Here is a 22,766-nt window from a genome sequence, read left to right on the forward strand (position 1 = left end):
GTGAATATATTGTTAATTGCAATTCTGTTATTTGTCCTAATTATTGTATTTTTTTTTGGTAAAGAAATTAAAACTCTTTTTAGTATATTGATAGGGTTAGCCTTAATAATTACTTTATGGCAGTATTCATGGTGGGGAAAATTAATAGTTATTGCAATGATTGTTATTCCCCTAATTGCTGGGATAATTCAAGGCGCTAAAGAGGATGGGGTTTTCGAAGAATTAAAAAGAAAACGAAGAATCAAAAAAAATAGAGGTAAATCTATATATAAGTAATTTACAGTAGGTGTACATAAGTGCGCTTTTTTATTTATAAACAAAACATAATTGCATCATCTTATGGAGTCATTATCCCTACCAGCTTGTTAAATTATAATTATGTACTTGAGAAAAAAGAGTTAGAAGAATATGAAAAAGAATTCAGTTATAGTTTCTTATATTAATAGGAGGTAATTATGGGCATTTTTGATTTTTTTAAACCAAAAAAGGCAACACCAATAATTAAGGAAAACAACCATATAAATAATGAATCTATAAATTTACCTGAACCCGAATTAACTGTACGAATAAATAATGATTTTGCTACAGAAATAAACCCAATATATACAAAAAAACTACCTAATAATCTTTTGCCTGGAGAAATCATTATGTTGTATTGGGCTTCTAATCATATTGCTGATAGCGATTACCCTGGTTATTTTAAATATGAATATGGAATAGACTCCAAAATTTCTCTAAATACTCTTTTAAATGAAAAATATATTCGTGATTCAAATAATTTAGAGAAAATATACTTGCTAAAAAATACACAATTAAAAGATATATTGAGGAATAACAGTCTTAAGGTTTCAGGAAATAAAAAAGAATTAATTGAACGAATCACTAGTAATTTGGAAATTAACAATATCCTTGAATTAAATAAAATCAATTCTTTATCAGTTACCGAAAAAGGTCAAAATACCCTGCAAGAATATGATTATATTATATATGCGCACAAAAACGATACCAAAGATGGTACTTTTAATCCTGCTTCAGTACTGAAATTTGTTAATAAAATTGGATACGTTCCAAATAATTTAGATATATTTTGGTCTATTGTCCAAAATAAAGAACAAACTGCCCTATTAAAAAATGATCTCATTGATTTAAGAAGTTCTTGGTTACGAATGGCTGAACAATTATATAAAGAACAACGATATGATGAAGCACTCTCGATGTACCAAAATATATTTATTATTGATCTCAGCGGTATGGATAGAGATAAATATATCAATCCCCCATCCCTGATTTTTTTAGCTCCACATATTGTTAATAGAATTTCAGAATTGGCAGATTTCTTTGGATTTAACAAAGAAAAACATTATTATTCGTTTTTATTTTCTTGGCAATCAACTATATCGTTATTACCTTTTCATTATTTAGACAAAGATGAGTGTTTTAAAATTATGGATTTTGCAATTAATGGTGGCAGTGAAGAAGAAATTAGAAAATTATTAAAAATAAAATTTGAAGAAATAGATGCTGATTTGTTATTGAAAAAATATGGTGTGAAATATCCAAGATATATCCCAGATTGATTTTATAACCATAAACTGATTTGGTTTACATTTGTAATCTGAATCGGTTTTCTTTATAACAATAAAAGAACATATATTCTATTTTTAAAGGAGGTGATGTTCAATTTGTCCAAACCTGATTTACGTACCTGTCCGGACGAAATATAAATAAGGAGCGGACAAAAATGGTTAGAATAACACTAAATCCTACAAAAAAAGAAAACATTTATTGGTACCTGAATACCGATAAAACGAAAAAATTTGCATATCGTTATAGGTTTTACGACCATAACGGTAAGCGAAGAGAGAAAAAGAGACAAAACTTTAACACTAGCCTTGAAGCAGAACGTGCCTTAACTGCTATAAAAGCTACCATATTGAATGGTGGAGAAAAAATTGTAGTTAACGAAAATATGATAGTTTCTCAATGGGTCGAAATTTATTTTGAAAGGAAGTTGCCTCATTGGCAAGGAACTACGCCTAAATCTTATCGTAATATTATCAACAATTATATTACGCCCTTAATTGGTCAATATAAATTATCGAGGCTAACAAAGAATATTTATCAGTCTGAATTTGTCGATAAATTAGTTCCTATTGCCGCTCCAAAAAGCATTGAAACGTATCATAACTTTTTTGTTGGTTGTATTAATGCAGCTGTAGAAGATGAAATATTAGAAAGGAATCGTATTTTAAAAGCTGAATTACCTCGTATTAAAAAACAAAATAATGACGAGGTTGAAGGAAACTATTTAACCCCTACAGAGTTAGAATATTTATTACAGTGTGTTAAACGATCTTGTGATATGTCTAGATATACTTTAATTGCAATTCTTGCAGCTACAGGAATGAGACGAGGAGAAGCAAAAGCATTACGGTGGTCAGAAATTGATTTTGAAAATAAATTGATTTATATCAACCGTACTCGTGATGCTCTTGGAGAAAGATCAGCAAAAACGCTTAATAGTATCCGGTCTATCGATATGACATATGATTTAGCATTACTGTTGGAGCGATATCGGAAATGGTGCATCGAAAGAAAACTTGCTTATGGTAAACAGCAACAGGATGACGATTTGGTCTTTATCAGTAAAACATGTAAGCCTTTAAATCAAAATGCTGCCAGATTAACTTTGTTACAAATGCATGAGATTTACGATGTGAAACTAATTTCTCCACATGGTTTAAGGCATACATTTGCTACCATTTCAATTGCTTCCGGTACACCACCTACTTCAATAGCAAAAATTCTTGGTATGACAACATCAACTTTATTTAAAACATATGCGCACTCTTTTGTAGAAAAAGAGAAACAGGCTATGCAAATTATCAGCAATATAGTTAATTTTAATTAAACTCTTTTAAAATGGGGCGCTTTTTGGGGCACCGATATGGTGAACCCCTCCCCGCCCCTTTGATATCAAGGGGTTTATAATATTATTATCATAAGCAATACTTATGACCTTGGTTTGTAGCCTAATGTGTTTAATTTTTTGATGTGCATAATATCAAGGTTTTGTTAAAAGGACATTTTCTATACCTTTCTATTTAAGTATATCTAAATGTTTTTAACTGGGGTACACGGAATTTTTTATTAAAATTGCGCACCAGTAAAATAATGGTAATCCAAAACTGTTATGTGACTTTCCGGACAGGAATATTTAATAGTAGGAAAAAAACTGTCTCCCTCCATATCGTCTGTAATCTCAAATAATTTTTCTTTTTTTGAGTTGATACAATGCTTTTTACCCGTAACAATGCCATAAACTGCTCATTGATCCCTGCATTCATTTTAGGGGACAAAGAACCCTGCTTTATTAAAGGAATTATGTTTAATAGACATATTACCAATCATCTTCCAACATCCATTCATAAATTAATTAATGTAGGACTAGATTTTGATATTTTTAAAAATTTATATTTTAAAAGAAACGCCCAAGGGGTCAACAATTAAAAAGGGAGGTGACAAACGATAATGAATAAAAAAAATCCCCAAAAATTTGTTTGCAATGATTGTTGTGAAGAAAATAGATTTAATTGGCACCGTTTAAAAGCTAGTGATATATCTTCTATCTCCCCTCCCCCAGTCACTATCCCTGGCGGAACTATTTTTCCAACAATAAATAGATATTTCTATATTGTTACAGAAGATATTGATCTAACAAACGGAGCAACCCTTCCAGCTAATCTATTTTCAGATGATAATGGCAATCCAGTAACAGAATTCAAAATTTTTAATCCCAATGGATATGTCAATCTTTACATCAATGGTGTGATGCAAGAGGGCGGTGCATATAAAGTAACTCCAGATTCGTTAATAATTAGCCCAACAAATGATACGATTTTTGCTGGAACTCCAATCATTATAGAATCATTGGGATTTCAATCAATGTGATATAAAAACCTTCTATATATGAAAGGAGGTGAAAAAATGGCTCTTTCAATTATTAATATTCATGTCAACGTTACAGGTACTTCGACTAGATTCTTTGATGTATTAGCAGCAAATTTGACGGTCGCTGATGGTACCACTATCCCTGCAACTGACTTTCTAGATGATAGCGGGACTGCTGCGACGACTTTTCCAATAGTAACGAACGGCTACTATAATTTCTATATTAATGGTGTATTGCAAGAAGGTGATTCGTATACAATTTCCGCAACAGAGTTAACTTTTAACACCGTTACTGGCACAATATCTGCTGGAACTCCATTGGTAGTAGAAGCTGTAGAATTAACTACCCAAACTTAATGACGAGTTTTTAATAATAATGTAAAGCTTTTGCAAGATCTCCCCAAAAAGAGAAATCGATGCTGTTCGATTTCTCTTTTTTCTTGTTTGACCAAGTCATTCTATTTTCTTTACCCTATTTCTCTGTTATTGGCAGTATATTTCTGGAGATTTACTGCCATTAATGCAAAGCCTATTAGCACTTGTTTCGGTGCTTTTCGTTCAGAACGTATTTTTTTACGTTCACTACCATTCGTTGACGCTTCAATTTTTTGGTCATACGCTTGCACTTTTTCATCTAATTTCTCTACGATTTGTGACAGTTCTTCAATCGAGAACTCATTTGGATTTTCTCTTTCCATTTCAAGGATGATTTCTTTTTTTAACAGTTCGTCGTACAGTTGATTCGATTTTTCCACAAGGGTCGTGCTATATTGTTCAACGGATTTTTTCCATACAAATGTGAATTTGTTTGCGTTCGCTTCAATCTTTGCTCCGTCGATAAAAATCGCTTCATTCTCAATAAGCTTCTCTTGCACAAGCTGACAACGAAACTGGCGTAATAGTTCCTTCACCTCTGGATGAATACGAAAACGATTAATTGTTCGATAGCTCGATTCATAGCCTTGAGCTAACCATATCATTCGAAAGTAGCTTTAAAATAAAGTTTGAATAAAAAACCACTTCAACCCTAGTTTAATCATATATAGAAAGACTCCATTTTGAAAAAAGAATGATTAAAATGGAGTCTTTTCACCTGAATACATATATAATTTTCATAAAAAAATTCGATCATTTCTATTTTTCTTATGGGAGAAAAATCCCGTGAGCACCATAAATCACTCAATAATTTTAAATATCTTTACACGCCCAAGCATCAACCTCTACTTTAAAGACTGGTGCTGCCAGAGCTACTACATAAATCATTGTCGTACAAGGGAGATGTTCACCTAAAAAATCGCCAATAATTTTTCTCCTTTGCTCTGCCGCAAAGTCACCAACTAAATAAAAAACCAACTTTGTTAAATCTCCGACTTGCATATCAGCAGACTCAAGGTTTCTTTTTATATTCTCCAAGGCTAACTGTAATTGTTCTAATGGATTCTCAGGTACTGTTCCATCTACTTCCATTCCTAATTGACCCGACAAGGTAAGCCACTTATGAGGCCCTGTGACCTCTATTTGGTGTACGTACGGTGCTACGGGTTTATGTACTGTTTCTGGGTTTCTTGAAATTTTCAAAATGCACCATTCCTTTGTTTTATTATTGTAAAATTCAGTATCTTATTATAACACAATTCAATTCATAACTTAACTGTACTAACCTTCACCATTAGTTCAAAAACAGCTTATGACTAATTCCGGTACATCTTTTTTATAAACGGTACGACTTTTTTACAAACAATTCAACTTTGTTTTAAAACAACATCGAACACTGTCTTTTACGAGATTTTCAATTTTTCTTTCAGAGAAAACAGATTGGGCGTAAGCACACAAAAAAATTTTTAACATCATTCGTGGATGATAAGCTGGGCAACCCGTGCTTCGAACAAATAAATCGAACGCTTCATTCGGAATGCTCTCAACTAAATCATTGATGGCGTAGGCAATATATTTTCTTGAAGTTTTATTTCTAAATCTAGCGGTAAAACAGAAGGTGTCCTTTCTTTTTATCAAAATTCATATGTTCAAATACAAAGCCCAGAAAATTTTACTGTCCGTAAAATTTTCTGGGCTACTTATTATTTCTTGAGGTTTTGTCCCAGCCTCTTTTTGAACATATATGACTATCCAAGGTGATTTTTTTATTATGGCTCGGTGGTGCGAACTAGCATAAGAACCTCCAATAAATTCGTATGAATCTGACATTAGGAGCAAATGCTGTAGTTATGTCAACAGTTCTAGAGTCCAATGTAGCGACTCATAAAAGAAGGTGCTTTGTATAAAAAGAACTCCATCACCTTCTATAGGAGGGAAAAAATGAATATAAAATTACGGCTTAAAATAATGATTTTTCTACAGTTTTTTATTTGGGGATCTTGGCTTGTTACATTTGGTTCTTATATGATCAATACATTGAATTTTACTGGCGCGCAAGTTGGAATTGTGTATAGTTCTAACGGTCTTGCAGCCATTATTATGCCAAGTCTGATTGGCATTATTGCGGACCGTTGGGTAAAAGCCAATGTTTTATACGGAATATTACATTTCCTCGGTGCAATTACCCTATTTACCGCTGCTGAAATTTCAGATCCTACAATGATGTTTTGGATAATGCTCTTTAACTCAATAGTTTATATGCCAACACTTGCTTTATCGAATACAATTTCTTATTATTACCTGGAAAACAAAGGCTTTGATGTTGTAAAGGACTTCCCACCTATTCGTGTCTATGGGACAATTGGCTTTATTCTTGCGATGTGGATTATTAGTCTTGCCAAAATCGAATTAAGTAATGTTCAGCTATTTATAGCTAGTGGTTCTTCGTTGCTACTTGCACTATACACAATTTCTCTTCCTGCCTGTCCAACTTCTAATGCAATTAAGGACAAGTCGTTGGTAAGCCTTTTGGGACTAGACGCTTTTGTTATGTTTAAAGATAAAAAAATGGCTCTGTTTTTAATTTTTGCAATGCTATTAGGTGTTGCGCTTCAAATTACCAATACATTTGGAGATCCGTTTTTACACGACTTCGCGTTGAACCCTGATTATAAAAATAGCTTTGCGGTAAAATATCCAGCTATTTTATTATCAGTGTCACAAATTTCAGAGGTATTCTTTATTCTGACCATACCATTTTTTTTACGTAAATATGGCATTAAAAAAGTAATACTAATTAGTATGGTTGGATGGACTTTACGTTTTGTTTTCTTTGGATATGGCAGCCCGATTGGCGGAGGATTTTTACTATTGTTGTTATCAATGATTGTTTACGGTTGTGCATTTGATTTCTTTAATATTTCGGGCGCCATTTTTGTAGAAAAAGAAGTAGATCACCGAATTCGTGCAAGCGCTCAAGGCTTATTTAGTACAATGGTCAATGGGGTCGGTGCCTACGTAGGGGCTGTAGTTAGTGGCAAAGTGGTAGATTATTTTACAGTTGACGGAGTGAGAAATTGGCAATATATTTGGTTGGTTTTTGGAGCGTATACTCTCGTTCTTGCAATAATTTTTGCATTAACTTTTAAATATAAGCATGACAGCAATGCAATGAAAAATGTAACTGCAAAAAATTGATAGTAATGAAAAAATATAGGACTCATCACCAAAAGTTGTGGATGACATTTGTTAAAACGTATGTCATATATATGAGTGGCGGCTGAACGCCCCCAGGAAGCTTTGCTCTGTGCGAAAGCGAAGCGGCAGCGGCAATGTTTTATCTGCGCGAAAGCGAAGCGGCAGCGGCAAAGTGCCCCGTCAGAACGGAAATCAACCACACGTTATGGCAAGGATCCAAAATATACATTAATCAATTATCCCTCGGCATAATTCTGGATTCGGCTTGTGTTTGGATACCCGCTGAGATAAGCTAAATGAATTCTTTTATCCCTCTATCATCGTTAATGCATTCGACTTTAGGAATTGTTACCACAAAGTCCAACTGTTCATCCCCTCAATCACATATAGTTAATAAAGGATAGTATATAGCTAAATACAACCGCACAGGCTGTATGCTATTCCATGTAATTGAATTGAATTGAATTGAATTGAATTGAATTGAAGCAGCAAAATAGCTAAGCTGAGCAGGAAACCTAACTCACTGACTGCTTTTTAAGTAAAAGAAAGAGCCTTTTACCAGCTTTAAACTGTACCCTTTGTAAAGGACATTTTTAAAAAAGCTAGGCAACTTGTTGAAGCTGCTGTCTGTACTTTGCAGGCGGCAGCTTTTTCAAATGCCATTGCCCTCGATAATGGTTGTAATACATTATATAACTTTTCACTTCTCGTTTGACTTCTTCTTATGTTTCGCATTTCTCGATATTTGTTTCATCTTTAAAGTGGCCAAAAAATGATTCTTGTGGGGCATTGTCCCAACAGTTTCCTCGACGTGACATAGATTGTCCTAACCCCATTTTCTTCACAAGTTTTTGGAATTGTGGATTGGTATAAGGAATCCTTGATCCGAATGAATATAACAACATGGCGTTTTTGTATAGATAGGCTAATCATGTAGTTTCCATAATGCTGTACAACACTTTTCATTGTTTCTGGCTCATCCTTTTTTGCAGCTAAATAATTAGGTATAGCAATAAGCCATGCTCGTTGTTTTCAGTATCAGAATTAATCATGCCATTCATTTGCATGTACCTCCCAAAACCGTTTTAACCGTTCAATAAGGCTCTTTTACTGTAGTAGAAATACTTGCTAATGGATGCCAAGGAATTACCCAAAATCCTTTATTAGGTTAAATGGATTGACGCTTTCTCTACTTTTCATGTTTAGTAAGATATTATAGTTGCTAAAGAATATGTCACAGTTAATTTAGTAGGAGATAATCTTTTTAAAGGAATTGCTTTATAAATACCAAAAAGAGAAATTGCGCTGTGCAATTTCTCTTTTTGCTTGAACTGAAATTAATTATAACTCATCCTCGGTAACTTCATTATTATTTTTATTACCATTGCCGTTACCATTTCCATTGCCATTTCCATTTCCGTTGCCATTTCCGTTACCATTTCCATTGCCATTTCCATTGCCATTTCCATTGCCATTGCCATTTCCGTTGCCGTTGCCGTTGCCATTCCCTGGCTTTACAACCAACACATCAAATGTTAGTGTGTGCTCACCATACGTTACCGTAATCGTCGTATTACCTTGACCTTTTCCTTTTACAGCCCCTGCTTTTACAGTAGCTATTTTATCATTCGCTACTTCGTAGGTTGCAAGCTTTGTAACATCTTTTTCTGTTGTTTTACCATCAAAAGTAGTTACTTCAGTAATCTTAACTGGTACTTCTTTACCTATTCTAGTTTCAACCTGAGCTTGATCAATTTCTAGTGTTACTATTGGTACTTCTACAATAGGTGCTTTAACTTTAACATTTATAGTAACTTCATTATCACCGTATGAAATAGTAATTGTAGTCGTGCCCTCACCTACTGCAGTTACTAATCCATTTACTATTGTTGCAACATTTTCATCTCCAACAACATAAGTAGCTTTTGAAGTTACGTCTTCCTCTGTTGCATCACCTTCTGCAGGCGTTGACGTTTCTGTTACCGTAAGTTGTGCAGTATCTCCAGCTGTTAGGTCTAGCTTAGTTGGATTTACAGAAAGTGCTACTACTGGTTCTACTACTTCTTTTTCATATATCATTGCTTCACCAACATTCCCGGCAGCGTCATTAATGATTACTGATACAGCATTAGTTTCTGCTGTTACTGGGAATGTGAAGCTACCGTCTTGATTTAATTCAAAAGCAACTGGCGCTTGTACTTCGCCATTTACCGTCGAAACATAGGAAGCTTTTAATTTATCATTTAAATTGTAATCTAAACCGTATAAATATAACTCTTCATTGTAGTCGATATACTTATCTGTTACCTGTCCTGTAGCGACACCTTTAGCTACTGAACCAGTAATTTCTGGTTTAGTCGTTTTCACGATAATTGGTCCAACATAATCGGAAACTACTCCTGATGCTGCAAGACCAGTGAAGTCAATTGTATACAGACCATCTGGAATCGTTGTGGCAGGTTTTGTTCCCCATGGTTTGTACTGCCCACCAATATTCAGCGTATAAGAACCTTTTCCTAGCGCAGTACCTGCATGTAGATAACCAATGTAGCCGTCTCCGTATTCTCCACCTTCAGGATTCATAATATCCCAAAGCTCGATATAGTTAGTTGTTACATCTCCAGTTAATGTGAATGAAAGTACAGCTGAGTCTTTTACTCCATCTCCGTTAAAGGATAGGTCTGTTTCTGTAATTTTAAAATCTTTAATTTCAGTTGCTGCCGCGCCGCCAAAGTCAGCTGCGAATGGCAATGAAATTTCTGTATCTCCACTGCTGATGTAAATATACCCTAGTATTTCAGAGCCATTTGGTGCCGTAGCTTGTGAAGCAGTTAATGTAATATTTAAAACTTGCTCCCCATCTAGATTAAATGTCGGCTGATCTACTGTAACAGTTGCATCACCAAATGTTTTTGTTACATCAATGGATACGTTATAATTGCCGCCGTTCCCTTTAATATCTTTTACTAAAACTTGTTTCGTTACAGAAATATCCCGGTCTTTAAGTGATTGTGGACCGAAAGTAACTGTACCTTTCAAGTTTTCTGAAACTGCACCAGTTCCATCTATAATTGCGCTATCCAGTGCATAGGCAAGAATTTCCGGATGAGCTGCTGCATAAGCATTTACACGCCCTGCACCTTGAGAAAACACATCGTATTTTGTTTTATCTAAAACCTTTGCTGTATTAGAAAGCGCCACTTTTACATCGAACGCGTTCCAATCAGGATTTGCTTGTTTAACTAATGCAGCAATACCTGCAATATGCGGTGTTGCCATAGAAGTTCCTGTTTTACGACCATATGCTTTCCCATAATCTGCATCAGGGAAATCTTTTTTATACATTGGAATCGTTGACATAATGTTTGTTCCAGGTGCACTAACATCTGGTTTAATATCAAAGTTTGGTGTAGATGGTCCACGTGAACTTGAATCGTTTACATCATCTCCCAGTGTCTTTGTGGAAGCAAATTTACTAAAGCTTACTTTTCCGGTTCCGCCTGCTAATGCAGCGCGAATTGCAGCGCCATCCGTTTGGGACATATCAAATGTTGGCAGAAATTCAAATGAATCACCAAGGAATGTGCCTGAAATGTTCGGTGCATTCGTTCCACCAGCAAAGTTATGAATAATTGTTGCGACTGCTCCATTTGCCTTTGCATTCGCAATTTTATCAACGAATGCGATACTGCCACGAGAAATCAATGCCACTTTACCTTCTACATCAATTCCTTCAAAGTCTTTTACTTCCCCGTTTCCAGGAACAGCAACTAGGTCAAATTCTCCTTGAAGCTGTGTTGCTAAATTTTTCGCAAAAGTCGTTCCCATTAACGGAAGCTGTTTTGTTAAGTTGTAGTCGCCAACTGTAACATTCACTTCCCCGTTATACATTGTTTCAGGATTTGATGTGTTACCAACAGCAATTCCTAAACGAGCGGTTGCAGGCGTGCCCATTGTTCCACGATTTGGACCCTCGTTCCCTGTTGCAATTACTCCGATTGTTCCAGCCATCATTGCATTATTAATAGCAAATGAACCAGCATCCGTTTCAGAGTTAGCTCCCCCGCCAAGTGAAAGGTTGATAACGTCCATTTTTTCTTTTACAGCAGTTTCAATTGCTTTAACAATACCAGATGTAGCTCCACTTCCGTACGCCCCAAGAACACGGTAAGCATAAAGGTCTACTTTTGGAGCAATTCCTTTAATACCGAATTCGTTAGCTCCGATTGCTGCAATTGTTCCAGCAACATGTGTACCGTGAGAAGTATAGAATGAGCTTCCTTTTTCATTAAATTCAGGTGTCCCGACTGGACGCTCCGAAGGCAATGTTTCTGATGCATCGTCATCTGTCCGAGGCTTCGTGTAAGTTGCTGAATTCGGAATGAAGTTTTTTCCACCTTTGTAAACCCCAGCAAAATCAGGGTGATCTGCATCAATACCAGTATCTAATACTGCTACTTTTATTCCTTGTCCTTCAAGTCCTTCCTTCCAAAGCTGTTCGATGCCAAGGAAAGAATTACTTGTATTCATTCGAGCTTCTAATGGATCTTCCTTAATAAGTTCCGATGATTTCATCGTATTATCTTCTGATGCGTAAACAATTGCATCAGGTTCGATTAATGTAATTCCTTCTACTGTCAGCAGTTTCGGGAGATCATTTGCTTTCACAGTTGCCGCAAAACCGTTTAAAACAGTATCAAATGTGTATCCTTGAGTCATCTGAACTTTTTTAGTAGCTAACTCTTTTTTAACTTTTGCTTGTTGTGCTTTTACATTTGAACGAACTTCATTTGCTCGGGCATTAGAGAATTTTTGGCCTTTGACTTGGCTCATTCCTTGCTCTAGTGCCACAGGCTTTTCAGATAAATGAACGATGACTGCAACATCTTGATTGCCTGATACATTTTGTAAGCTTTCATGAAGAGTTGGACCATCTTTAGACAAGCTTAGCTGTTCAGCGATAGCCGCTTTTTGTTGAATTATACTTTCACTTTGACTATCCTGCTTGAATGGTTTCGATTCTTCAGCACTAGCACTCGACAATGGAACCAATAGAGAAAGCACCATAACAAAAGCTAGAATACTACTTAAGAACTTCGTAAACTTAAACTTTTTCAAATCTCATTTCCCCCTCCGCCTTTAATTGTCACACTTTTCAGTTTAGTGTGATATTTCCAATTTATCACAAAAGGGCTAATCATAATATCGGAATATTTAAACATTTTAAAATATTGATAATTAGTATCAGTTTATCAAATATAGATTAAATCTATCTTCCTAGTAATTTAATAAAAAAGTAGAACTTTCAAATGAGAAATGACTTACAGTAATTCATTAATTTTTTCAATTAATCCTATCAAAGCAGCAATTATAGGTATAGTCGGTGGTGTAGTTGCTTATAGAAAATTAGGAGGGCAGTAAGAGGAGTGATTGGAGGGGAAGATGGATGAACCATATAAGGAAGTATTTTCACTCCGTACCTTTGGTGAATTGCCTTTTGAGAAAATAGGGCGTCTCTTTGGGAAAAGTGCTGGATAGGCAAGGGTGACTTTTTACAGAGCGAGGAAAAAATTATCGATTATATGGAGGAGTTGGAATATGAGAGAAACTAAATGTACAATTATACAGGATGTTTAACCTCTCTATATAGATGAGGTAGTTAGCCAAGATACAAAAGAAATGATAGATTAGCATTTCGTGCATTTTTTGCCTTTTCCCCTTATTTTTCTCATCTTTTAAAGCAATTCGTATAGTCTCGCCCTTTAAGAACTCAAAATGTGCCCAACATCGACTATCTTTCTTTTGCTCAACAACTATTTTCACTTGAAACTTAATAGAGTTAATGTTTTTTAGATATTCTCTTATTTCATATGGTATTTCATCTGCCTGTATTGATTGCAATTAAAAATCCTCCTCAGAAAAGAGTTCATTATACACTTCGCCCCTGCCTTCCACTAATATTATGATAACTTAGTGAACACCTATTTCATTAAAAATCAGGCGTAAATGCATCAATTGCAACAACAATAAGATAGATTGTTTCAACAATCATAGCGACTACGCTACCAATTCTGATCAACTTGATTTGAACATCTGATAACTCGGGTATTTCTTTGTATCGCCATCGATCAAAGAAGAAATAGCTTTCCTCTGGCTGATACATGCTCCAAATACAAAAGCCATATATCGGTATGGCTAATACTATACTTATGAACAACATCTCTTCACCCCCATATAGGACTTTAATTATAATTACGATTAATTTTGCCATATGTTTCAATATTTCTGTTATTTTTTATAGAGGACAATTTACTTTTCGATACCTAAAATAAATGGGGGATTGTATGTTTTATAGGAGACTTTTGCTGCTAAGTACACTTTTACTCCTTTCTGGCTGTACAGAAGAGACGAATACTGACGAGGCAAATAAAAACGCCGTCGTTCAAGAAGGACAAACGATTCATAACATAGAGAAATTATATAAATTTATGGAAGACGCTAAAAATGGGAAGGAGGCAGAAATAAGGGTCATTCGTCATTATGGAGAGCTCTCTTACGATAATGGACAGGGCAAATTTAAAGGCTATGATGACTCAGAGAAAAATAATGAACAGGCTACCGGGAAAATTATCTATGATTTAAAAGCTGTACATGATGAAAACGCTGGAGAAAAATGGATTGAAGTACATTCAAATATGGATGATTTCGAGCAATCTGAAGATTATCCTGAAACAATGATTGACTCCCAACAGTGCGCTTATATTAGAATCGACGAAGAGATAGGTGCCTATATGTTGACAGAATGCTTTCATGCTTGGGAATATAGTTTATTACCAAAGCCAACGATAGATTGATACGAGAAGCCTACTATCAAGTGCATTGACTGTAGGCTTCTCGTCTTATTTCTTCATATATAATTTTTAAAAAGATTCCCTTTCCTTTTTCATAACAAGTGACTTTAATGTATTGCTTAATTCCTGAATACAACTAGTTGTGTTCGTCATCATTTTTAACATATTATTTTCGTCCTCCACTAAGATAATGGCCCCGTACAAAGTAAAATATAATGTTTATTTAATGAAAAGCTATCGACTAAAAACAAAATAAAGACAACACTTGAAGGAATCATTCCGAAAATAAAGCCTTTAACATACGTATTAATAGGCAAAAAGTAATTACAAACTGCTATTGCAATAACGACTAATCCAACAAATAAGATAAGAACATAATGCTCTTTGAAAGTATCAACGGTCCACAAATTAGAACAGCTAAAATTGAAATGATGGCCAAATTAATATGATGGACTTTTCGTGTATCAAAACGAATCTTTTTCTCCATTAATGTATCCCCCTAAAAAACGAATAGACATTCAGTGTATTTTTCTATTATCATAAAGTATAACTACTGCTTTTTGTAGATAAAAAATGCATATTAGAGAATGTTTTACACTTCTTAAAAACGAAGGGGGATTATTTAAATGAGTAGAATTCAACAACTTGCACCAAATTTTTATTGTATTGATACACATGATTTAAATCGGGAACAGCGTACAAGCTCCTATTTGCTTATCGATGAAAAAATTGCATTAATCGAGACTTCTGCCAGTCCGTCTATGCCGTATATCGTAGAAGGTTTAGATGAATTACATATTGCTCTAGAGGATATTCAATATGTAATTGTTACGCATATCCATTTAGACCATGCTGGAGGTTCAGGGTTATTTTTACAAAACTGCCCAAATGCTACATTCGTTGTACATCCAAGAGGTGTATCTCATATGGTTGATCCTAGTCGTCTAATTGCGAGTGCAAAGAGTGTTTATGGGACAGAGTTCGATCGTTTATTTGATCCAATTGTACCTATCGATTCTGAGCGCATTATAGAAATTGGACATGAAGAAGTACTATCTTTAGGTCAACATCAGTTAACGTTTTATCATACAGAAGGACATGCAAAACATCATGTCTCGATGCTTTATTCTGCTACGAATGGTTTGTTTGTTGGAGATACAACTGGTGTACGTTATCCAGAAATGGAGAGCGAATCAATCGATTTAATTATTCCCTCTACTTCACCGAATCAGTATGACCCAGATACAATGGAGCAATCTATTCAGCTATATGAAAAGCTCAATGCTACAGAATTGTATTTCGGTCATTTCGGTGCTTATAAAAATCCAGCTGAAGCCTACAAACAGGTGCGCTACTGGACACCATTATTTTTAGCTGAGGGGAAAAAGGCGCTAACTGTATCTAGCGATTTTAAAGAACAAGTACACTTTCTAGATACTCGCTTAAAGGAACTTTTACACAACTATTTACAGGAAAATGGCATTCCAAAAAATCATCCGGTTTATGAAACAATTCCATTCGATACAATTGTTTCGGCAATGGGAATTCTGGATTATCTAGAAAAAAAGAACACCTAATTAACAAAAATTTTTTACACGATACTGAAAAAACGTAAAGCATCGGTACTGAACCCGATGCTTTTTTAATATGATATTGGCTTTAATCTTTTTGCAAATTTAATCGTCCTGATTAAAAAGCAATTCATTATTCCTTTAAATGATCTAAGACTGATTGAAAATCCTGGCTCTCCCCTACTTGACGGAAATCTTTAAATGGGTTGCTTACTCTTTTCATTCGCTCCAGTACAGCAGGAATGGTAAAGATATCAGGTGTTAAGTGCTCATTGACCTCCTCCCAATGTAATGGCGTTGCCACTAAGCCCTTTTCATTACCACGAGTTGAATATGGAGCAATAATTGTTTTCCCTTCTGCATGCTGCACATAATCTAAATATAATTTTTGATGTCTATTCTTCTTTAAACGCTCAATCGTATACAATCCCGGTTTTTGCTCACATAAAAAACGACAAACAAATTCAGTAAATACTCGCACCTCTTCATAGGAAAATGCATTTTCAGGTAACGGTATATATAGCTGCAACCCTTTTCCTCCCGATGTTTTAACAAAAGATTGTAGCTTAAAATAATCGATAATTTCCTTTAAATCCAGTGCTCCAGTGATGGCAAGTGAAAATTGATCAACAGAAGGAGGATCTAGATCGAAGACAATCTCAGTAGGATGCTCTGTTTGCAACGTTTGGAATGGTATGTGTAGCTCTAATGCTAGCTGATTGCCTAGCCATAATAATGCTTCAAGGTTGTTACATACAAGATAATGAATTTCGTCCATCCATCCTGTTGAAACAAATTCAGGTATTTTCTCAGGACTACTTTTTTGATAAAAGCTTTCACCCGGCACTCCATGAGGAAATCGAATTAACGTAAGCGGCCTATTTCGAAGAAAAGGTAATACATACGGAGAAATCATTTGCAAATAGTGCAAGTAACCATCCTTCGTAATACCGATTTCAGGCCAAACAGGCTTATCAGGATGCGTAATCTGAACAGTATCTGGAATAGGGAAAAGTTGACGCTGCATGTGCTGCCACTGACAATCCTCTGGCAACATCTCCAGTCGAAATACTTGGAAACGCGGTTCTCGACATTTGCTTCCATCAAAATCAATACAGGCTATATCAACACAAATGGATGGCTCCAGTTCCCATATTTCATTATTCCTCTGTCCATTCGCTTGAAAAAAAGCAATGAGTGTTTTACGCTCTTCCTCTGACATTCCATGTTTAAAAATAACCAATTCAACAAGCTCGTCCTGTCGATAAACAGAGCCATGAAAATAGCCATTTCCATGATCATATTTGGTGACTATGACCGTTACATAGCGCCAATTCTTGATTTTTAACCAATGTGTAGAGCGCGTATCTCCAATCCATTTACTTGTTTTCTTTTTAGCAACCATTCCTTCCCCATTGTTTACCCTAATAGCATGCCAAAGTGGCTCACTATGCTCCACACTGCTAATCGCTTGCAAAGGGCGTGGATCCTCATAATTGATAGTCTCAGGGAGCTTTAAGGTTGTAAAAAGCTTTGAGAGTTGCTGTTTACGTGTTTTTAAATACTTATTTGTCAGCGGCTCCCCTTTATAACGCAGTAAATCAAAAGCAATATAATGAAAAGTAAAGGCTTGTGCATGCGCAGCAATAACTTCTTTGTTTTGCATCCTACCTCTTTTTTGGACAAGCGAAAAATCACTTTTAAAATCATTCGTTAAATAAACTAATTCCCCGTCAAATGTTAATGGTAAAAACGCTTTAACTTGATCGAATAAGCTCTTACAAAAATCAAGTATCTCTGGAAACAAGTGATTTAAGTTATTGCCATTTCTGCTTATTAACATTGGCTGTTCGTCCCATACTAACATACATCTAAATCCATCATATTTTGTTTCATACATCCAGTCTTCACCAATAGGTGTTTCAAGCGCTTCCGTTAATAGCATTGGTTTCATAGGAATACCTACTTTGCTTTTTACCTTCAGTTTTTGACGATTTCACTTTAAGATACATAAAAATAAGCAAAATATATCATAGTAAGAAAAACGAGGTGATACAAATGCATACAGTTTGGAAAGGCAGTATCTCATTTGGTCTTGTCAATATACCGGTAAAACTTCATGCCGCTACCGAAAATAAAGATATTAAATTACGACAGCTTCATAAAGAATGTCATACACCTATTAGCTATAAAAAGGTTTGTGAAGGCTGTAACCAAGAAGTAAAAGATGAGGATATTGTGAAGGCATATGAATATGCCAAAAATAAGTTTGTCGTATTAGATCAAGAAGAATTAGAGAGCTTGCGGAAGGAAAATGAAGATAAGGCCGTTGAAATCATTGATTTTGTGAAATTAACTGAAATCGATCCTATTTATTTTGAACGCACTTATTTTTTATCCCCTGATACGACTGGTGGAAAGGCTTATTCCCTATTACGTCAAACATTAGAGCAATCCGGAAAAATAGGCGTTGCTAAAATTATTATCCGTTCCAAAGAGCAATTAGCGATTGTCCGCGTTTATCAAAATGCTTTAGTGATGGAAACGATTCATTTCCCTGATGAAGTAAGAAGTGTTGGTGATGTTCCAAATATTCCAAGCGAACAAAACATTGTTCCAAAAGAGCTAGAAACTGCATTGATGCTAGTAGATCAATTAACAACCGAATTTAATCCTGAAAAATATACAGACGATTATCGAAATGCTTTAATGGAGCTTATAGAAGAGAAAAAAGCTACGAATACAATTTCAGCTAGCGATAAACAGCCAGTACCTGATAATGTCACGGACTTAATGACAGCACTTCAAGCTTCCTTAGAAAAAACGAAAAAGCCAGCAACACGAAAACGAGCAACGAAAACAAAGAAAAATGCTTAATTTTACACATAAAAAGCATATCCATTTTTATTGGATATGCTTTTATTAAAGAATCTCCCTTTTACTTGTTACGACCATTAGCTTGCCTCTATACATTCCATATTTCTGATAAAAATTAGGTTTGCCAATCTCCTCAAAATAACGATTCCATTTAAACATTTTTATAAATATTGAAAAAGTCGGTTTGTAATTGGACTTTTCCAAACCGATTTTTTGTAACGTAAATCTCTTTATAATTCGATAGATTCTGATGAAATAATTCGTATCTAAGAAAATAATTAAGTCGGCATTCGAAAAACTTTCTGCTACCCAGTCCTCATTATGAACACCCTCAATAATCCAAGCTTTTGTAAGAACAATATTATGCAAATAATCAACTTTTTGTGGATCGGTTCTTCTAATATCACTGGAATTTTGCCTTACCCAAACAACATTATCTAGTTCATAATAAGGAATATTTAATTGTGCTGATAATTCTTTCGCTAAAGTTGTTTTCCCACTTCCAACAGAGCCAATAATATGTATTTTTCGAGGAAATTTATTACTCAAATGAACCCTCCTATTCATTTTTTAATTTGATTATTTTTAGTTCCACCATAAGCGTGGGGTTGATTTCCGTTCCGGCTGGGCGCTTTGTTGCTGCCGCTTCGCTTTCGCTACAGAAAACATTTGTTGCTGCCGCTTCGCTTTCGCTACAGAAAACATTTGTTGTTGCTGTCGCTACGCTTTCACACAGATAAAACAATTGCTGCCGCTTCGCTTTCACACAGAGCAAAGCTTCCTGGGGCGTCGGGGCAACAGATGTTTTTTGCGCGAAAGCGTAGTGCTAACGAAGCGTCAGCGGCAGGATGTTGGTCACGAAGGCGTTATCACAGGATGTGATGCTCTTAGCCTTCGTTCCCCTGACGCTAATCCCCGAGGAGTCGCCCAGCCTCCACTCCAATCAACTTATATACATAGCATACGTTTTAATAAATATCATCTCATCTTTTAAAAAGAACTCAATTTGTGTGAATATTATATTTATTGTACAATATTCACACAAATTAAGATAAAGTTGAAGGAGCTAGATTGTATGTATCAAAATGAGTTTAGTGGAAATTTAGAGAAATATAAAGACCCTATTGATTATGATAAACTTCATGAAAATTACAACGTGGATTTATATTATATTGAGAATCTACTTAGTAAGAAAAGCGATACGATAATTGAATTAGCTTGTGGGACAGGTCGATTAGCTATTCCCCTTGCCAAGCAAGGACATGAAGTTTATGCAATTGATATTCATGAAGGGATGCTTCAGCAAGCTATTGAAAAAGCGAAAAAAGAGAATGTTGATGTACATTTTACTGTGCAAGACTGCACACAGTTTCATTTACCAATCACATCAAATTTTATTTATATGACAGGTAATTCATTTCAACATTTTTTAAGTAACGAAAGTCAAAATACTTTATTCCAATCCGTTAAAAAGCACTTACATCCAGGAGGAGAATTTGTATTCGATACGCGAAATGCCCTTCTAAGCGAGCTATCTATTGTAGATGAATATGAAGAAAACATAGTCAATAGTAAAGGTGAAAAATTAACTATTCAACATCGTGAAGAATATGATCCTATCACACAAATCTTAACTTGCCGTTCTATTAATAAGCTAGAACACTCAACTTTCGAAGATTCAATTCTACTTCGCTATACATATCCAATGGAATTGAAGAGGCTATTAGAACAAAATGGATTCGACTTGTTACACCTGTATGGATCATGGAACAAAAGTGACTTTACAAAAGATAGTATTTGTATGATTGTACATGCACGATTGAAAAAATAAGGCTACTTTCGAAAAGTTTGTTGCTATTCAACTTACGAAACAGTTTAGTTGAACTAGGATATAGGTTATTTGTGAGTTAGTTTGTAGAATGAGAGGAAGGTTAATGTAAGTATGAAGGTAATCATCTTTTTATATAATGGAGTAACTATGCTGGATGCGATTGGGCCTTATGAAGTTTTAAAGAATATGGAAGATACTGAGGTATTATTTGTCGCAGAGAAGATAGGTGAAATAAAAGCTGATTCAGGTTTTATAGACATTAATGTGAAACATAGTATCGATGATATAAAAGATGCAGATATTTTAATCATACCAGGTTCAACTATAGGGTTTATGCAGGAAATGAAAAATGGTAACGTATTGAATTGGATAAGGGAAGTAGATAAAACTACAAAATGGACAACTTCTGTATGTACAGGTTCTTTATTATTGGCTTCAGCCGGTTTGCTCAATGGATTAAAAGCAACATCACATTGGAGAGTTATCAATTTGCTTAGTAATTTTGGAGCAATTGCAACAAGAGAAAGAGTCATAGAACAGGGGAAATATATTACTGCATCAGGGGTATCTGCTGGTATTGATATGGCTTTACATTTATCTAATAAACTAGTTGGTGAAGATCAAACCAAAGCAATTCAGCTTACTATTGAATATGATCCACAGCCAATATTTAATGCTGGTAATTTTTCAAACGCAGAAGATAAAATCAAAAAAATTGCAGAGAAGAAATTATCAAAAGACGCACAAAAAGAGCTTGGATTGCTAGGTATGATTAAACACTCAAAAAATATACTTAAGTTAATGAAATAAACTTTTATCGTTACAATTAAATAGTTTAATTCTTATTCTACTAAAGCGTGCATGCTGTCATGTTGGCAGCTTTTCTTATTGCATTAAAAGGCAGATTAGTGAGGGTTAGTTGAAGAAGATAGCCAAACTAGAAGTAGCAATCTTTGAGAAACAGCCAAAAATAAAAAACCCATTTCGCAAACACAAGTTCCCCTATTCTGTTATAATGAAGAAAAAACTAGGAGCTCACTAGATGATAAACTTTCGTGAACGTATGGAGCATTACCGTATAACAGGTTTAAGCATGGTAGCTTTCGAAAAGGGAAAAATAAGTAAAGAGGATCATTTTGGTGTTCTAGAAGCAGGTACCGATAAAAAAATTAATGAGGACACCATTTTTAATGCTTGCTCAATCAGTAAGTTTCTAACAAGTATTTTAGTGATGAAATTAGTGGCACAAGGGATAGTAGATTTAGATGAAGATGTTAATAAAAAACTAGTTTCATGGAAGGTACCTGATAATCAATTGACTAAGCATAAAAAAGTTACATTACGCAACTTACTAAGTCATCAATCTGGTATTGTGGACCCTGAAGACAGTTTTATGGAACTAGAATCTTTCAACGAAATACCGTCCATGGTAGACATATTGAATGGTACAACTCCTTATTGCCCTGCTACCATTGAAGTGACCTATGAACCTGAAAGTGAATTTCACTATTCTGATGCAGGCTTTTGTCTTGTTCAATTATTGCTAGAAGATATCACGCAAAAACCTTTTTCTCATCTCATAGACAATTTTATATTTAAGCCACTGCGTATGACGAGCAGTACATTTTCTACCTCTCTTTCAACATCAAATTTAGATAATTTTGCATGTGGCCATGATCAAAATGGAGCGTTAATACCAGGGAAATATTCTATTTACCCTTATCTTGCAGCTTGTGGTATATGGACTACCCCAAGCGATTTAACAAAATTATTACTAGATGTTATGAATGCTGTCAAAGGGCAAAGTAAAATCGGCATTACATCAAAACAAACAAAAGAACTTTTCCGCCAACAGGGATGCAAGGAATGGACGGGCCTTGGCGTATTTCTAGATGGCACGGACGAGAAACTTGAATTTTCCTCGCTTGGCTGGGGTGTTGGGTTTCAATGTATGCTAGTAGCCTATCCATACCTCGAACAAGGGATTGTTCTGATGACCAATACTGATACAGGTATGCATCAAATGAAGGGTATCATGGGTGAAATCTACCATTCGCTTTACTAAGAACAGAAAAGAGGCTGATCATCAAGCCTCTTTTTTTCCTTGCACAA

Annotated in this window: 21 protein-coding genes and 4 pseudogenes; 14 read left to right on the forward strand and 11 right to left on the reverse strand. The window is 35.1% G+C overall.

What is annotated here, in order from left to right; genetic code table 11:
* Positions 1 to 9: 9 nt before the first annotated feature.
* The 5 genes from AN161_RS01190 (at position 10) to AN161_RS01210 (ending at position 4,308) form a co-directional block, all read left to right on the forward strand.
* A complete protein-coding gene (locus tag AN161_RS01190) occupies positions 10 to 276 on the forward strand; it encodes a hypothetical protein (protein ID WP_053592551.1) in 267 nt (88 codons plus the stop codon).
* Positions 277 to 455: 179 nt separating this feature from the next.
* Positions 456 to 1,577 carry an SAP domain-containing protein gene (locus AN161_RS01195; protein ID WP_053592552.1) on the forward strand — a complete coding sequence of 374 codons (1,122 nt, stop codon included), beginning with the start codon at positions 456 to 458 and terminating at the stop codon, positions 1,575 to 1,577.
* A gap of 164 nt (positions 1,578 to 1,741) precedes the next feature.
* Positions 1,742 to 2,911, forward strand: a complete 1,170-nt coding sequence (locus tag AN161_RS01200) for a tyrosine-type recombinase/integrase (protein WP_053592553.1) — start codon at positions 1,742 to 1,744, stop codon at positions 2,909 to 2,911.
* Positions 2,912 to 3,531: 620 nt separating this feature from the next.
* Positions 3,532 to 3,951 carry a DUF4183 domain-containing protein gene (locus AN161_RS01205; protein WP_241774461.1) on the forward strand — a complete coding sequence of 140 codons (420 nt, stop codon included), beginning with the start codon at positions 3,532 to 3,534 and terminating at the stop codon, positions 3,949 to 3,951.
* A 36-nt stretch (positions 3,952 to 3,987) separates the two neighbouring features.
* Entirely contained in the window at positions 3,988 to 4,308 is a 321-nt protein-coding gene (locus tag AN161_RS01210) for a DUF4183 domain-containing protein (protein ID WP_053592555.1), read from the forward strand.
* A gap of 176 nt (positions 4,309 to 4,484) precedes the next feature.
* Here the strand turns inward: AN161_RS01210 and AN161_RS01215 are convergent.
* The 3 genes and pseudogenes from AN161_RS01215 to AN161_RS27195 form a co-directional block, all read right to left on the reverse strand.
* Positions 4,485 to 4,934, reverse strand: a pseudogene (locus tag AN161_RS01215) (IS5/IS1182 family transposase); the annotation flags it as partial.
* A 205-nt stretch (positions 4,935 to 5,139) separates the two neighbouring features.
* Positions 5,140 to 5,529 carry a Rid family hydrolase gene (locus AN161_RS01220; RefSeq protein ID WP_053592557.1) on the reverse strand — a complete coding sequence of 130 codons (390 nt, stop codon included), beginning with the start codon at positions 5,527 to 5,529 and terminating at the stop codon, positions 5,140 to 5,142.
* A 186-nt stretch (positions 5,530 to 5,715) separates the two neighbouring features.
* A pseudogene (locus AN161_RS27195) lies at positions 5,716 to 5,918 on the reverse strand (transposase); the annotation flags it as partial.
* A 349-nt stretch (positions 5,919 to 6,267) separates the two neighbouring features.
* Between AN161_RS27195 and AN161_RS01225 the strand changes: the two are divergent.
* Positions 6,268 to 7,524 (forward strand): nucleoside permease, encoded by a 1,257-nt coding sequence (locus AN161_RS01225; RefSeq protein WP_053592558.1) that lies wholly within the window; start codon positions 6,268 to 6,270, stop codon positions 7,522 to 7,524.
* 75 nt (positions 7,525 to 7,599) lie between these two features.
* Positions 7,600 to 7,776, forward strand: a complete 177-nt coding sequence (locus AN161_RS29335; protein WP_158002945.1) for a hypothetical protein — start codon at positions 7,600 to 7,602, stop codon at positions 7,774 to 7,776.
* 350 nt (positions 7,777 to 8,126) lie between these two features.
* Here the strand turns inward: AN161_RS29335 and AN161_RS27200 are convergent.
* Positions 8,127 to 8,419, reverse strand: a pseudogene (locus AN161_RS27200) (IS3 family transposase); the annotation flags it as partial.
* A gap of 446 nt (positions 8,420 to 8,865) precedes the next feature.
* Positions 8,866 to 12,642 carry a S8 family serine peptidase gene (locus AN161_RS01230; RefSeq protein ID WP_053592559.1) on the reverse strand — a complete coding sequence of 1,259 codons (3,777 nt, stop codon included), beginning with the start codon at positions 12,640 to 12,642 and terminating at the stop codon, positions 8,866 to 8,868.
* A gap of 324 nt (positions 12,643 to 12,966) precedes the next feature.
* On the opposite strand from AN161_RS01230, the pseudogene AN161_RS31230 reads away from it, so the two are divergent.
* A pseudogene (locus AN161_RS31230) lies at positions 12,967 to 13,136 on the forward strand (sigma factor-like helix-turn-helix DNA-binding protein); the annotation flags it as partial.
* Here AN161_RS31230 and AN161_RS30075 read toward each other — a convergent pair.
* Entirely contained in the window at positions 13,096 to 13,425 is a 330-nt protein-coding gene (locus tag AN161_RS30075; protein WP_053592560.1) for a hypothetical protein, read from the reverse strand. The pseudogene AN161_RS31230 and the gene AN161_RS30075 sit on opposite strands and share 41 nt — an antisense overlap.
* A gap of 88 nt (positions 13,426 to 13,513) precedes the next feature.
* On the reverse strand, positions 13,514 to 13,744 hold the full coding sequence (locus AN161_RS01240; RefSeq protein WP_053592561.1) for a hypothetical protein: 231 nt from the start codon (positions 13,742 to 13,744) through the stop codon (positions 13,514 to 13,516).
* A 124-nt stretch (positions 13,745 to 13,868) separates the two neighbouring features.
* Here AN161_RS01240 and AN161_RS01245 point away from each other — a divergent pair, with 124 nt between their 5' ends.
* Entirely contained in the window at positions 13,869 to 14,378 is a 510-nt protein-coding gene (locus AN161_RS01245) for a hypothetical protein (RefSeq protein ID WP_053592562.1), read from the forward strand.
* A gap of 346 nt (positions 14,379 to 14,724) precedes the next feature.
* Here the strand turns inward: AN161_RS01245 and AN161_RS30415 are convergent, their stop codons facing one another.
* Complete coding sequence (locus tag AN161_RS30415) at positions 14,725 to 14,862, reverse strand: hypothetical protein (protein WP_241774462.1); 138 nt, start codon at positions 14,860 to 14,862, stop codon at positions 14,725 to 14,727.
* 139 nt (positions 14,863 to 15,001) lie between these two features.
* Here AN161_RS30415 and AN161_RS01250 point away from each other — a divergent pair, with 139 nt between their 5' ends.
* Entirely contained in the window at positions 15,002 to 15,952 is a 951-nt protein-coding gene (locus AN161_RS01250; protein WP_053592563.1) for an MBL fold metallo-hydrolase, read from the forward strand.
* A 127-nt stretch (positions 15,953 to 16,079) separates the two neighbouring features.
* On the opposite strand, the gene AN161_RS01255 is transcribed toward AN161_RS01250, so the two are convergent.
* A complete protein-coding gene (locus tag AN161_RS01255; protein WP_053592564.1) occupies positions 16,080 to 17,900 on the reverse strand; it encodes a DNA ligase D in 1,821 nt (606 codons plus the stop codon).
* A gap of 104 nt (positions 17,901 to 18,004) precedes the next feature.
* Here AN161_RS01255 and AN161_RS01260 point away from each other — a divergent pair, with 104 nt between their 5' ends.
* Entirely contained in the window at positions 18,005 to 18,823 is an 819-nt protein-coding gene (locus tag AN161_RS01260; RefSeq protein ID WP_053592565.1) for a Ku protein, read from the forward strand.
* A 45-nt stretch (positions 18,824 to 18,868) separates the two neighbouring features.
* Here the strand turns inward: AN161_RS01260 and AN161_RS01265 are convergent, their stop codons facing one another.
* Positions 18,869 to 19,372, reverse strand: coding sequence for an AAA family ATPase (locus AN161_RS01265; protein WP_053592566.1), 504 nt, complete (start codon positions 19,370 to 19,372; stop codon positions 18,869 to 18,871).
* Positions 19,373 to 19,382: 10 nt separating this feature from the next.
* A complete protein-coding gene (locus tag AN161_RS01270) occupies positions 19,383 to 19,589 on the reverse strand; it encodes a hypothetical protein (protein ID WP_053592567.1) in 207 nt (68 codons plus the stop codon).
* A 309-nt stretch (positions 19,590 to 19,898) separates the two neighbouring features.
* On the opposite strand from AN161_RS01270, the gene AN161_RS01275 reads away from it, so the two are divergent.
* The 3 genes from AN161_RS01275 (at position 19,899) to AN161_RS01285 (ending at position 22,719) form a co-directional block, all read left to right on the forward strand.
* On the forward strand, positions 19,899 to 20,654 hold the full coding sequence (locus AN161_RS01275; RefSeq protein ID WP_053592568.1) for a class I SAM-dependent methyltransferase: 756 nt from the start codon (positions 19,899 to 19,901) through the stop codon (positions 20,652 to 20,654).
* Positions 20,655 to 20,765: 111 nt separating this feature from the next.
* Positions 20,766 to 21,464, forward strand: coding sequence for a DJ-1/PfpI family protein (locus tag AN161_RS01280; RefSeq protein WP_053592569.1), 699 nt, complete (start codon positions 20,766 to 20,768; stop codon positions 21,462 to 21,464).
* 232 nt (positions 21,465 to 21,696) lie between these two features.
* Entirely contained in the window at positions 21,697 to 22,719 is a 1,023-nt protein-coding gene (locus AN161_RS01285) for a serine hydrolase domain-containing protein (protein WP_053592570.1), read from the forward strand.
* Positions 22,720 to 22,766 lie beyond the last annotated feature (47 nt).

Source organism: Lysinibacillus sp. FJAT-14222, assembly GCF_001278875.1.
GTDB classification, from domain to species: Bacteria; Bacillota; Bacilli; order Bacillales_A; family Planococcaceae; genus Lysinibacillus; species Lysinibacillus agricola.